The organism is Pseudomonas sp. LBUM1648, from assembly GCF_059716145.1.
Genome location: NZ_CP166808.1, coordinates 2,660,304 through 2,673,101 on the forward strand (window position 1 = coordinate 2,660,304; position 12,798 = coordinate 2,673,101).

Sequence of the window (12,798 nt, forward strand, 5' to 3'; positions counted from 1 at the left end):
AGACCTTCACTTGACGGTAGGTGCAGCGTCGGCACACACAGATAAAATTCGGTGTCTACTGTCAGACCTTACAGTAGACGGAAAAGACTGATGGGTAGCTACTTGAGTCGAGATCCCCCTCAAGGAACGCTCCATGAGCCACTCGAACAACACTGTGCGGACCCCCGGGTCGCTTGATGAAAGCTTTGCCGATGCCGGTATTTTTCGCCTGGATATTCCTCGTGTAGGGTCGCAAACCTTAATCCATGACGTCGCAGTGCAACGCTCTGCAAACCTTGAATACCTTTATTTTGCGGGCTATGCGATCGGAGGCGCTTTCGGTTATCCGTACGTATTGGGCCGCTTGATGCCGGATGGAACACTGGATGAATCCTTCGGTGTGGAGGGCATTTCCAGCGGCTCATTTGCCCTCAACATGAACTCTGCGGGTAGATCCATCGCGTTGCTCGCTGACGGCAAAATTCTCCTGACAGGACAGGTGGGCACAATCCCCACACTGGCCCGTTTCCTCTGCGACGGCACGCTGGACAGCGATTTTGGCTCTGAAGGCTTGGTTATTCTCCGATTGCCCGAAGACATTCAGGCGCAACGCGCCCCGCAATCGCAAGGCGAGACTCAAGACCATGCGTGTAGCCTCACGGCACTGGATAGCGGAAAAATCCTGGTCGTGCACAACTATGTCGTCTCTCATGAGGCGGACACCCGTGCGTTGATCTTTTTGCTGAACAGCGATGGCTCTGCGGACGAATCTTTCAATCAGAAAGGCCATGTCCAAGTGGTTTACCCGGGAGGCGTCCCGGCGGATGTGAAACTGCGCAACGGCTTCATTGATCCCGACGGCAAGATCGTGGTCGGCGGCAATCTGGCGCCCCGTTCAGGTACGCCGGCGCCATTTTTCGCGCGCTATAACATCGATGGCCACCTTGATCGAACCTTTGGCGATGACGGGTTTGTCGTTGTGTCATCGCCGACACTGCAGACCCCTACGATCAACGCGATGATCGGGCAACCGAACAAACGGCTATTGGCGATCGGCAGAACGGCTGCGGGTCAAGGCCTGCTGATCAGCCTCGAGCCGGATGGCAGCCCCAATATTCAGTTCAACCGTGGTCAACCGTTGCTGACCCGACTGGATAACGTCGACACCCTCTGGCGCCGCGCCGCCATGCAACCTGACGGAACCCTTGTTTTGCTTGGCAAGATCCAACGGTCAGAAGAGCAAGGGGAATTGGTTGTGGCCAGACTGCTTAGCGATGGTTCGCTTGATACCACGTTCAACGGCGTCGGCTGGGTCAGCACTTCACTGGAGCGGGTCGGCTCTTTTGACGGCATAGACCTGCAGGGCGATGGAAAAATCGTGATCGCAGGCTTTCTATCCACGCCAGATTCCCAAGGCCTGGTACTCCGTTATCACGGGCGAAATTGAATCAGGACAGATCATCGCGTCGGCTAAACGCACAAGGAGCAATCAGCATGAAAATCGACGCCTTGTTTTTGCGCGATGAAGGTCAGCTCGACCCGACGTTCGGGGAGGGCGGGTTGGTGTTGTTGAAAGGACCCGATGAGCCAGGAGACAACATTTCCCCCCGAGGTATGGCTGTCGATTCTGCGGGTCGTTTTTACGTCTGCGGCAGTATCCGCACCTCTACCAGGCGATTTGCCTACTACTGCGTCAGGCTGAAGGCAAGCGGGGCGATCGACCCGACATTCGGTCAGGCGGGCTATGTGATCGCAGAGTTTGTGCAAAATAACGGTGGGCGCGCTTATTCACAGATCAACGAAGTGGTCGAGTTGCGCGACGGAAAGCTATTGCTGATCGGCAACTACCACGACGGCACTTTCAATACCTGGAAAGGCCTGATCCGTCTGCACCCTGATGGCAGTCCGGACCAGACGTTTGGCAAAAACGGGACAGTGCTGATCGCGCTCGGCAGTATCGGTGAGGGGCAGGATGACAGTTTCGGTAGCTTGCACAGTTCGTCCATGGCGCGAGCCACCGGCAACAGCGCGATTCTGCCCGACGGTAGAATCCTGTTGCATGAGCTGATTTATGACGGCATAGAAGAAACTCAAACCGCGATCATTCGACTGACACCTGATGGCGTACTTGATCCGGATTTCAACGAGAGCGGCATCGTCTGGGTCGCTCATCCGGACTTTACCCATACCCAAGTCACGGACATTCTGCTGGCGGACGATGGGAAGTATGTGCTGGTCGGTAACTGCCAGGAAATGTATATCCCGCATGCCCGGGCACTGTTCACGAGATTGCATTCCACGGGTAAAACCGACACCTCATTTGCCGACAATGGTTATCTGTTGATTGAACCGCGAAGTGGCGAAATGAACTTTCTGATGGAAAACCTTGTTAAGCAGACGAACAAACGTCTATTGGGGATTGGTTACACCTCTGATGAGGATGATTGCGGTCTATTGATCAGCCGGGAGTCTGATGGCAGTGCAAACATCCAGTTCAATCGCGGCAAACCATTGCTGGTGAAACTGGGCGACCGCGAAACCAGTTGGCATAACGCTTGTGTCCAGAAAGATGGCAGCATTCTGGTGTACGGACATCTTTATGATCCCGGCCAGGTAGTGGTCGCGAAATTCACTGATGCGGGAGTTCTGGATAACACCTTCGGTGGGGGTAAAGGTTGGTTGCAATTCAGTGTCAGCCCCGCCGGGATGGCTTCGGCCTTGTTCACTGACGACACGTTGCTGTTCTTCGGAGCTGCCACCGTCGATGGTCAACAAGTGCCGTGTGTCGCCCGCGGTCTGATTGCTCAGAAAGTCTGAGTAAGCGGTTGCTGAACCCAAAGCCCCGTCATGTGAAGGGGCGGGCTTTTCACTGTTCGAAGATCAAAAGATCGCAGCCTGTTACAGCTCCTGGCTGGTTTGGGGGCGATTGCGGGCGAAGTCGATGAAAGCCTTGAGCGGTCCCGGCACATGGCGGCGGCTCGGGTAGTACAGATGCAGGCCGGGGTAGTAGGGGCACCAGTCTGCCAGTACCTGGACCAGACGCCCGGAACGCAGATGTTCGCTGACCATTTCTTCGAACACATAGGCCAGCCCCAATCCTTGCAGCGCGGGGCCGACCATCAGGCTGACATCGCCCAGGGTCAGCGGGCCATTGACTTCGATTTCCTGGGTGATGCCGCCGCGTTCGAACTCCCAGCGGTACATCGCGCCGCTGGGGAAGCGGTGGAGGATGCACGGCAGATCATGCAACTCCTCGGGTTTTTGTGGCGTGGCGTGGCGCTGAAAAAATGCCGGCGAACCGACCACCACCGAGCGCATCGTCGGACCAATCGGCAGGGAAACCATGTCGGCCTCCAGTCGATTGCCAAAGCGCACGCCGGCATCGAAACCGCCAGCGACGATATCCAGCAGTGCATCGCTTTCGACTACTTCCAGACGAATATCCCCATAGACCTGCAAAAACTCACTGGCAATTGGCAGCAGCACCAGCTCACAGGCCTGGCGGCCGGCGGTGATACGCAGGTTGCCGGAGGGTTTGTCGCGAAAATGGTTGAGGTCTTCCAGTGCATCATCGATGTCGCGAAACGCCGGTTTCAGGCGCGCATAGAGGCGTTCGCCAGCCTCGGTCAACGCCACGCTGCGGGTTGTGCGGTTGAACAGTCGCACGCCGAGACGATTCTCCAGCGCTTTGACCGAGTGGCTCAGGGCCGACGGCGTCAGGCCAAGTTCAATCGCTGCTTTGCTGAAATTCAAATGCTGCGCCGTGCATAGGAATACCGAGAGGTCTGCCGCTGAGGGTGATTTCATCTGTGAATACCTTTCACAAAGTCATGCAAAATTGCTGGGATTATCACATCAGTAGCACGCGCTTAAAGTCGCATCAACTCATCGAGAAGACCCGGCACCATCGCCAAGGGTCGCTGACAGGAGGAGTTGCTATGCGTACCTGGTTTATTACTGGAGCTTCCCGTGGTTTTGGCACTCTCATCGCAGAACGCGCCTTGCGTTTTGGTGACGCCGTGATTGCCACTGCCCGTAACCCACAAGACATCACTGATCGCCTCGGCGATCACCCGAATCTGCTGGCGGTGCGTCTCGACGTGACCCGAGAAGAGGAAGCGCATCAAGCGGTCGCGGAAGGGATCAAGCGGTTCGGCCGCATCGATGTACTGATCAACAACGCCGGGTTTGGTGTGCTGGGCGCGGTGGAAGAAACCAGCGCGAGCGAGACCGAGCGCCTGTTCGCCACCAACGTGTTTGGCCTGCTCAACGTCACCCGCGCCGTTCTGCCACATATGCGCTCGCAACGCAGTGGCCATGTGATCAATATCTCGTCAATTGGCGGCTATCAGGCGTACATGGGCTGGGGCGTTTACGGTTCCACCAAGTTTGCGGTGGAAGGCATCAGCGAAGCGCTGCATCAGGAACTGGCACCGCTGGGCATCCATGCCACGGTGGTCGAACCGGGTTTCTTCCGCACAGACTTTTTGGATGAACAGTCGCTGATCAAAACCGCACTGGTGCTGCCGGATTACGACGAAACCGTGGGCAAAATGCGCACCTTAGCCGAGGCCGCGAACCACTCGCAGCCGGGTGATCCACTGCAGTTTGCCGAGGCGATCCTCGCGCTGGTCAACGCACCGAATCCGCCACAACGCCTGGCGTTGGGTAGCGACACGGTTGCGCGAATCGAGGCGAAGAATCGGTTGGTGGCGCAAGAACTCGCCGAGTGGAACGAGTTGGCACTGTCTACCGACTTCAAAAACTGACGAACCTGTGTAGGAGCTGCCGCAGGCTGCGATCTTTTGCTCTTGTCCTAAAAAACAAGATCAAAAGATCGCAGCCTGCGGCAGCTCCTACAGGGTTTTAGGTGTCCGGATTATTTGCGATCCAGCCATACAGTTTGCGCATTGCAGAACTCGCGCACACCGAAGTGCGACAGCTCACGGCCGAAACCGCTTTTCTTCACGCCACCGAAGGTCACGCGAGGGTCACTGGCGGAGTAGCCGTTGATGAACACGCCGCCGGTTTCCAGTTCGCTGGTCAGTTGCTGGGCCAGTTGCACATTGGCGGTGTAGATCGTCGCGGTCAGGCCGAACTCGCTGTCGTTGGCCAAAGCGATGGCATGCGCGCAGTCACGGGCGGTGATGATCGAGGCGACCGGGCCGAACAGTTCCTGTTTGAACGAGGTCATGCGATCGGTGACGTCGGCCAGCACGGTCGGTTCGTAGTAGTTGCCCGCACCTTCAGCCTTGCCGCCACCCAGCAGCAGGGTCGCGCCTTCTTCGAGGGTATCGCGCACTTGTTGATCCAGTTCGTCACGCAGATCGAAACGCGCCATCGGGCCGATGTACGTGTCGGCGGACAGTGGATCGCCGACTTTCAGCTTGCGCGTGGCTTCGACGAACTTGCGGGTGAACTCTTCGACCACGCCTTGCTCGATAATCAAACGCTTGGCTGCGGCGCAGACCTGGCCGGAGTTCTGGTAGCGACCGATCACGGCGGCTTGCACCGCTTCGTCGATATCAGCGTCGTTGAGCACGATAAACGGATCGGAGCCGCCGAGTTCCAGCACGCATTTTTTCAACGCAGCGCCGGCCTGGGCGCCGATCGCCATGCCGGCGCGCACGCTACCGGTCAGGGTGACGGCGGCAATGCGCGGGTCAGCAATGGCGGTGGAAACGCCTTCCGGGGTGACGTTGAGCACTTCAAACACGCCATCGGCGAAACCGGCGCGCTTGAAGGCATCACGTAGCAGATAGGCGCTCCCCATCACGTTCGGCGCATGCTTGAGCACGTAGGTGTTGCCGGCGAGGAGCGTCGGTACTGCGCCGCGCAGCACTTGCCAGATCGGGAAGTTCCACGGCATCACCGCCAGAATCGGGCCGAGCGGACGGTATTCGATGCGCGCCTTGCCGCCTTCGACCTGGGTCGCCTCGGCGTCAAGCATGGCCGGGCCGTGTTCGGCGTACCACTCGCAGAGCTTGGCGCATTTTTCGATTTCGCCACGAGCCTGGGCAATGGGCTTGCCCATTTCCAGGGTGATCATGGTGGCCATGGCTTCGGCGCCTTCACGCAGAGCGCCGGCAAGGGCGGTCAGCGCGCGGGAGCGATCCTGCAGCGGCTTGCGCTTCCATTTCGAGAAGCCGAACGCGGCCCGGGTCAGCGCGGCATCGAGGGCTTGGGCGGATTCAAAGGCGTACTGACCGATCTGCTCGCCGGTGGCAGGGTTGATCGAGATGGCGTGGGTCTGGCTGGAAATCTGGCTCATGGCTTTCGTCCTGCGTGTCGAATGTGATGGGCCTAGAGTAGGGTGGTGTTTGTTTTCTGGAAACTGAATAATAAAGATCGTTTCTTTCACGATTGGAGAATGACTGTGGATCTGGTGCAGCTGGAAATCTTCAAAGCCGTTGCCGAACACGGCAGCATCAGCGCCGCCGCGGCGCAGATCCATCGCGTGCCGTCGAACCTGACCACGCGCATCAAGCAGCTGGAGCAGGATCTGGGTGTCGACCTGTTTATTCGCGAGAAAAGTCGTTTGCGACTGTCGCCTGCTGGCTGGAGTTTTCTTGAATACGCACGGCGCATTCTCGATCTGGTTCAAGAGGCACGGGCCACGGTGGCAGGTGAAGAACCGCAAGGCGCGTTTCCCCTGGGTTCGCTGGAGAGCACGGCGGCGGTGCGCATCCCCGAACTTCTGGCGGCGTACAACCAACTGCATCCGAAAGTCGATCTGGACCTGTCCACCGGGCCGTCCGGGACGATGATCGAAGGCGTACTGTCCGGGCGTCTTGCGGCCGCGTTCGTTGACGGCCCGGTGCTGCATCCGGCGCTGGAAGGCGTGCCGGCGTTTGAAGAAGAGATGGTCATTATCGCGCCGCTCCATCACGCCGCAGTGCAGCGTGCGGCGGATGTGAACGGCGAGAACATTTATGCATTCCGCTCCAACTGCTCTTACCGTCATCACTTCGAAAAATGGTTCAGCACCGACGCTGCGGTGCCTGGCAAGATCTTCGAAATGGAGTCCTACCACGGCATGCTCGCTTGCGTCAGCGCGGGCGCCGGACTGGCCCTGATGCCGCGCAAAATGCTGCAGAGCATGCCCGGCAGCGCAACGGTCAGTGTCTGGCCGCTGACGGCAGATTTTCGTTATCTGACCACCTGGCTGGTGTGGCGGCGCGGGACGGTGTCGCGCAGTTTGAGCATGTTTGTGCGCTTGCTGGAGGAGCGTGGGGTGGTGCGGGCAGGGGAGTGACTGGCGCCTCGCAGTCCGCAACGACCTACGCAGCGCCCACCAGACTCATTTCGATCCACCCTGTGGCTTGAGGCTGGCGATCAGTTCGTCGGTGCTGGCGATGACGTGGGCGAAGGTCGGGCCGTTGAGCTCGTGGGCGGCGTGCATCATCTCCGCTTTGAAAGCGGCGGTGGCATCGCGCACCAGGGTCACGTGGTAACCCAACTCCGACGCATAGCGGGCGGTGGCCTCGATGCAGGTGTTGGCCAGCAGGCCGACGATGATCACGTGGGTGATGCCTTTCTGCTTCAGCCGAAAATCCAGGTCGGTGTTGGCGAAACCACTGGAGCCCCAGTGTTCCTGCACGACGATGTCGCCATCCTTCGGTGCGAAATCCGGGTGCCATTCGCCGCCCCATTCGCCACGGGCAAAATGGTGCATGTGCATGATCTTGCATTGGGTCGGTGTGGGGTGATCCCAGTTTTCGTAGTCACCTTTTTCCCAGCGGTGATGGGGTACGATGACCACCGGAATGTCGAGCTCGCGCACCGCGCGGTCGAGTTTGCGCAGGTTATCGAGCAAGCCATTCTGCTCGGCCATCGGTTTGATCAGCGGGAAGATCTTGCCACCGTCCGAGAGAAAGTCGTTGTACGGATCGACCAGCAGGTAAGCGGTGCGGTCGAGTGGATAGAGAGAATTCGACATGGCTGTTGCTCCGGCAATTGGATTGATCGTTGCGCAGGACTTCTCCCGACATCGAGTTGATATGATAATCATAGTAAATGTAAATGAGGCAAGCCCTGATGGTTGTAAACGATAGCTCTCCTGCGCAGACCCTTTGCCCGATTGACCGGGCTGAGGCGATCGTCGGCGACCGCTGGACGGTGCTTGTTTTGCGCGAGTTGTTCATGGGCAACCATCGTTATGACGAGATCCAGGCGCAGACCGGGGGCACCCCGCAAATGGTCGCCGCTCGTCTGAAAAGCCTGGAGGCGGACGGACTGGTCGAGCGTCGCTTGTACAACGAGCGGCCGAAACGCTACGAGTACCACCTCACCGCGAAAGGCGAGGCGTTCTACCCGGTGGTCATTGCTTTGCGAAAGTGGGGAGAAACCTGGTGCAAGGCACCGGAGGAAGGGCTGGCGGTGAACATGACCCACAAGAATTGTAATCACAGCGCAGGTCTCGGTCCGCTGTGTGATCACTGTGGCGAGCCGTTGCGGCGTGAAGATCTGATCAGCCAGCCGCAAGAAGCCTACGCCGCCGAACGGCAGGCACGGCGTGAGGCGTTCAAGGCGAAATAGCGTCGATCACGGCGTGCCGTTGCGTCCGTGCAGCAGAAAGCCGGGCCGTTGGCTCAAACGCTCGTAATAGGCGTTAACCGCCGACAGGTGCGGATGCTTGAGCGGGGTTTCGAACCAGCGATTGACCGACAGCCCGATGGGGATATCAGCGAGAGAAAACTGCTCGCCGCTGACGTAGGCGCCGGTTTTTTCCAGCTGTCGGTCGAGGATTTCCATGTTCTTCGACCACTGCTCGATCCCGGCGGCCAGCGCGGTGCTGTCCTGATAGTCCGGCGAGTGGCGCACCAACGACATGAAGGGATACGACCACGAGCGGTTCAGTTCCGAAGCCTGCCAGTCAATCCACTGATCAACCCGCGCCCGGACTTGTGGTTCGGCTGGATAGAGGTGCAAGCATTGGAAATTAGCCGCCAGATAACGAATGATCGTGTTCGATTCCCACAGGGTGAAATCACCGTCCTGAATCACCGGCACCATGGCGCAGGGATTCAAGGCGAGAAACTCCGCTGACTCGGTCGACCGAAAGCCTGTGCCCCAGTCCTCACGCTCGAACGCAATGTCCAGTTCAGCGCAGGCCCAGAGCACTTTGCGCACGTTGATCGACGAAGCTCTGCCCAGTATTCGCAGCATTGGATTTCCCTGTCCGGTAGTGATTGGTCGCAAACAAATACCACACTCCAATGCAGAAGGCCCGCACACGGCGGGCCTTCCGTTTTCATCAAAGCAACCTCAATGACTGCTCGCCAACGGAGAGGTTGAAGCTGCCACGGGTGAGGAAATCATCGGTCTGAATGTGCGTGAAGATATAGCCGAAGCCGACGACGATGCCGATCCCCTGCACCCACGTACCGATGCGGTTGAGCGCATGGATGAAGCGATAGCCGATGATGCCGATGATCCCCGAACCGAGGGCACCGATGACGATGCCGACCGGCACCGGAACACTGTCGACCACGTTTGCAGCCTGTAGGCGGAAAAAGGCCGGGACATGCCCGGCCTGATTGACGAAAAAACAGTGCCTGCTGTCAGCGGTTAAGGAATGCCAACAGATCCTCATTCAACGCTTGCGCGTGAGTCACCGCAAAACCGTGCGGTGCGCCCGCGTAGACCTTCAACTCGGCACCCTTGATCTGCGCAGCCGCCTGCTTGCCAGTGGTTTCGAACGGCACGATCTGATCGCCGTCACCATGAATCACCAAGGTCGGTACATCGATCTTGGCCATGTCCGGGCGGAAGTCGGTTTCCGAGAACGCGGTGACGCAATCCACGGTGCCTTTGAGCGAGGCCAACAGGGCGACGTTCAGCGTCTGGGTCAGTACGCCGTCGGAGACCTTCTGGCCCTGATTGGTGCCGTAGAACGGCGCAGCGAAATCCGCGATGAACTGCGCACGATCCTTGAGCAGGCCAGACTTGATGCCATCGAACACCGATTTCTCGACGCCTTGCGGGAAGTCCGGCTTCTGGCCGAACAGTGGCGTCACGGCGCCCAGCAACACCAGCCCTGCAACGCGCTCGCTACCGTGACGGGCGATGTAGCGGCTGACGTCGCCGCCGCCCATGGAGAAGCCCACCAGTGTCACTTCACGCAGGTCCAGATGATTGATCAATTGCGCGATGTCATCGGCAAAGGTGTCGTAGTCATAACCGGTCCACGGCTGATCGGAACGGCCGAAACCGCGGCGGTCGAAAGCGATGGTGCGGTAGCCGCGGCTGCTCAGGTATTCCATCTGGTATTCCCACATGTCGGCATCCAGCGGCCAGCCGTGGCTGAACAGCACGGGCTTACCGCTGCCCCAGTCCTTGTAATAGATCTCGGTGCCGTCTTGCGTGGTGAACGTGCTCATGGAAGCTCCTTGGGTCAGGATTCTTTTGAAAGACATGCCGAAATGGCAGCGTTCACTATCCGCGCAATCATGACGAACCACTTGTATGCAGGTGCTGGGTTCGATTGCCGTTCAGGGTTGTATGATGCAACCCTGAGCCGCGAGGCTGATCACCGATTCGATGGAGTACTTAGACGTGAAGCGCAAAAGCCTGCAGGGCAATGCCTGCCCGGTCGCCCGGACACTGGACCTGATCGGCGACTGGTGGTCGTTGTTGATCATTCGCGATGCGCTGGACGGGATTCGCCGGTTCAGTGATTTTCAGAAGAGCCTCGATATCGCCAAGAACATGCTCAGCGCTCGCCTCAAAGCATTGGTTGAGCAGGGCATTCTGCAAACGGTGCCGGCGGCCGATGGTGGAGCCTACAAGGAATACGTGCTGACGGAACGCGGCAAGGCGTTACAGACCGTGATCGTCGCGCTGTCGCAATGGGGCGGCGAGTTCATGTACGCGCCGGGTGAGCCGGGCTCGGTGATGGTTGATGCGAAGCATCGTCAGCCGATTCGCAAGCTGCAATTGATGGCCGAGGACGGACGTTTGCTGGCACCCGAGGACGTAGCCACCCGATTGAGCGTTGAGCACTGACGGAAGGTTGCAACATAGATTTGACGTCAAAATGATGGCCATCTAATATCGCGCCACTATTTTGATGTCATTCTCCGTCTCGAGGGATCGAACATGTACCCACCCGCCCTCATGGCGAGGTTGTGCGTAGCTTTGCTGTGCCTGTCTCCGCTCCAATTCGCCGCCGCTGCACCCACCCCCGGCGACACCGATTTGATCCGCGAACGCCAGAACCGTCTGCTCGAAGAGCAGCAACGGCGTCTCGAAGAACTCAAGGACCTGCCCGGCAAGGACGTCAAACCCGCACAACCGGCAGCGCCGACCGACACCCGCTGCTTCCCGATCAAGGACATCGAGCTCAAGGGCGCCGACAGCCTTTCCGAGCGCGACAAGGCTCGCCTGCTCAAACCCTACATCGGCGAATGCCTCGGTGTGCCGCAGCTCAACGAGTTGCTCAAAGTCATCACCGATTACTACATCGAGAAAGGTCTGGTCACCAGCCGTGCCTACCTGCCGCAACAGGATCTGTCCGGCGGACATCTGAAGGTGCTGGTGGTCGAGGGCAAGCTTGAAGGCATGAAAGGCGCCGAGAACAGCAAGCTGTCGGAGCGCGAACTGGCCATGGCGTTTCCCGGCAAGTCGGGCGAACTGGTCAACCTGCGCGAGATCGAGCAGATGGTCGATCAGCTCAATCGCCTGCCGTCCAATCAGGCAAAAATGGAACTGGCGCCGGGCCAGAACGTCGGCGGCAGCACCGTGCTGGTCAACAACACTCCACAAAAACCCTGGCGTGCAGGCTTGTCGCGTAACAACGACGGCCAGCGCAGCACCGGCGAGCAACAGTGGGGCACGACGTTCGATTGGGACAGCCCGTTGGGTCTGGCCGATCAGTTGAGCCTGCGTGGCGGTCACGACGCGATGACCGATCACCAGCACACCTCCAACAACGCCATGCTCAATTACAACCTGCCATGGGGTTGGTGGAACTTCAGCTACACCTACAGCCAGAGCGAATACCGCTCGCAGATCGCTGCCAACGGCTACAACTTCAAGCAGACCGGCGACAGCGAAAACCATCAGATCCGCGCTGAGCGTGTGATCCACCGCGACGCCGTCAGCAAGACCTCGCTCAACGCCGGCCTGTCTTACCTGCGCACCAACGCCTATATCGAAGACAGCAAACTCAAGCTGAGCAGCAACCGCATCAGCGAAGCGCAGTTCGGCTTCAACCACGGCCGCCGTGTCGGCAGTGCGTTCGTCAACTTCGACGCCGGCATGCAGGAAGGCATCGGCGCATTCGATGCGCAGGGCAGCCACGATCCAGGTCCCGGCGAACCGAACGCACGCTACCGCAAATACACCGCCACCCTGAGCTACTTGCAGCCATTCAAGGTGTGGGGTGAGTCCTTCAGCTTCAGCAGCCTGATGACCGGCCAGCGCAGCGAAGACGTGCTGTTCAGCTCGCAGCGCACCAGCCTTGGCGGGTCGTCGTCGATCCGTGGCTACAAGGACCAATCGTTGTCCGGCGACAGCGGCGGTTACTGGCGAAACGACCTGCGCTGGGCGCGTCCGGTCACCCTCGAATGGCTGCAACCTGTGTTCGCTGAATACGGCACCAGCCTCGGTTACGACCAAGGCGTGATTCGTGGCGATCGTTACAACGGCGATCAGCACGGGCGCATGTCGAGCAACTCGCTGGAGTTGTTCGCCCGTGGCCAGCACGTCGCCGCCAGCGTGACGTTCGCCCATTCCCTGGAACGACCGGATGCGCTGACCGAGCGCGAAGCACCGATCTATTTCCGCCTGGATTTCTTCATCTAATTTTTGCCTGCC

Annotated in this window: 12 protein-coding genes and 1 pseudogene; 7 read left to right on the forward strand and 6 right to left on the reverse strand. The window is 59.0% G+C overall.

What is annotated here, in order from left to right:
• Nucleotides 1-133: 133 nt before the first annotated feature.
• Both ACA043_RS12350 and ACA043_RS12355 read left to right on the forward strand, forming a co-directional pair.
• A complete protein-coding gene (locus ACA043_RS12350; RefSeq protein WP_497659324.1) occupies nucleotides 134-1,426 on the forward strand; it encodes a hypothetical protein in 1,293 nt (430 codons plus the stop codon).
• 47 nt (nucleotides 1,427-1,473) lie between these two features.
• Nucleotides 1,474-2,796 (forward strand): NHL repeat-containing protein, encoded by a 1,323-nt coding sequence (locus ACA043_RS12355; RefSeq protein ID WP_489880099.1) that lies wholly within the window; start codon nucleotides 1,474-1,476, stop codon nucleotides 2,794-2,796.
• A gap of 81 nt (nucleotides 2,797-2,877) precedes the next feature.
• Here ACA043_RS12355 and ACA043_RS12360 read toward each other — a convergent pair whose 3' ends face one another.
• The gene (locus ACA043_RS12360) at nucleotides 2,878-3,786 is read right to left on the reverse strand and encodes a LysR family transcriptional regulator (protein WP_497659325.1); all 909 of its coding nucleotides are present in this window, start codon (nucleotides 3,784-3,786) and stop codon (nucleotides 2,878-2,880) included.
• 131 nt (nucleotides 3,787-3,917) lie between these two features.
• Here ACA043_RS12360 and ACA043_RS12365 point away from each other — a divergent pair, with 131 nt between their 5' ends.
• On the forward strand, nucleotides 3,918-4,748 hold the full coding sequence (locus tag ACA043_RS12365) for an oxidoreductase (protein WP_497617752.1): 831 nt from the start codon (nucleotides 3,918-3,920) through the stop codon (nucleotides 4,746-4,748).
• 110 nt (nucleotides 4,749-4,858) lie between these two features.
• Here ACA043_RS12365 and ACA043_RS12370 read toward each other — a convergent pair whose 3' ends face one another.
• Nucleotides 4,859-6,250 carry an aldehyde dehydrogenase family protein gene (locus ACA043_RS12370; RefSeq protein WP_497659326.1) on the reverse strand — a complete coding sequence of 464 codons (1,392 nt, stop codon included), beginning with the start codon at nucleotides 6,248-6,250 and terminating at the stop codon, nucleotides 4,859-4,861.
• Nucleotides 6,251-6,355: 105 nt separating this feature from the next.
• Between ACA043_RS12370 and ptrR the strand changes: the two genes are divergently transcribed.
• The gene (ptrR, locus tag ACA043_RS12375) at nucleotides 6,356-7,234 is read left to right on the forward strand and encodes a putrescine utilization regulator PtrR (protein ID WP_489880128.1); all 879 of its coding nucleotides are present in this window, start codon (nucleotides 6,356-6,358) and stop codon (nucleotides 7,232-7,234) included.
• A 45-nt stretch (nucleotides 7,235-7,279) separates the two neighbouring features.
• Here the strand turns inward: ptrR and ACA043_RS12380 are convergent, their stop codons facing one another.
• Complete coding sequence (locus tag ACA043_RS12380) at nucleotides 7,280-7,918, reverse strand: cysteine hydrolase family protein (protein WP_497659327.1); 639 nt, start codon at nucleotides 7,916-7,918, stop codon at nucleotides 7,280-7,282.
• 98 nt (nucleotides 7,919-8,016) lie between these two features.
• On the opposite strand from ACA043_RS12380, the gene ACA043_RS12385 reads away from it, so the two are divergent.
• Complete coding sequence (locus tag ACA043_RS12385; RefSeq protein ID WP_497659328.1) at nucleotides 8,017-8,517, forward strand: winged helix-turn-helix transcriptional regulator; 501 nt, start codon at nucleotides 8,017-8,019, stop codon at nucleotides 8,515-8,517.
• Nucleotides 8,518-8,523: 6 nt separating this feature from the next.
• On the opposite strand, the gene ACA043_RS12390 is transcribed toward ACA043_RS12385, so the two are convergent.
• The 3 genes and pseudogenes from ACA043_RS12390 to ACA043_RS12400 form a co-directional block, all read right to left on the reverse strand.
• Nucleotides 8,524-9,147: a glutathione S-transferase family protein gene (locus tag ACA043_RS12390; RefSeq protein WP_497659329.1), complete on the reverse strand. Its 624-nt coding sequence runs from the start codon at nucleotides 9,145-9,147 to the stop codon at nucleotides 8,524-8,526.
• A gap of 118 nt (nucleotides 9,148-9,265) precedes the next feature.
• A pseudogene (locus ACA043_RS12395) lies at nucleotides 9,266-9,472 on the reverse strand (cytosine permease); the annotation flags it as partial.
• A gap of 70 nt (nucleotides 9,473-9,542) precedes the next feature.
• Nucleotides 9,543-10,361 carry an alpha/beta fold hydrolase gene (locus ACA043_RS12400; protein ID WP_497617760.1) on the reverse strand — a complete coding sequence of 273 codons (819 nt, stop codon included), beginning with the start codon at nucleotides 10,359-10,361 and terminating at the stop codon, nucleotides 9,543-9,545.
• Between the two features lie 175 nt (nucleotides 10,362-10,536).
• Between ACA043_RS12400 and ACA043_RS12405 the strand changes: the two genes are divergently transcribed.
• Both ACA043_RS12405 and ACA043_RS12410 read left to right on the forward strand, forming a co-directional pair.
• Entirely contained in the window at nucleotides 10,537-10,986 is a 450-nt protein-coding gene (locus tag ACA043_RS12405; protein WP_497659330.1) for a winged helix-turn-helix transcriptional regulator, read from the forward strand.
• Between the two features lie 93 nt (nucleotides 10,987-11,079).
• Nucleotides 11,080-12,786 (forward strand): ShlB/FhaC/HecB family hemolysin secretion/activation protein, encoded by a 1,707-nt coding sequence (locus ACA043_RS12410; RefSeq protein WP_497659331.1) that lies wholly within the window; start codon nucleotides 11,080-11,082, stop codon nucleotides 12,784-12,786.
• Nucleotides 12,787-12,798: the final 12 nt, after the last annotated feature.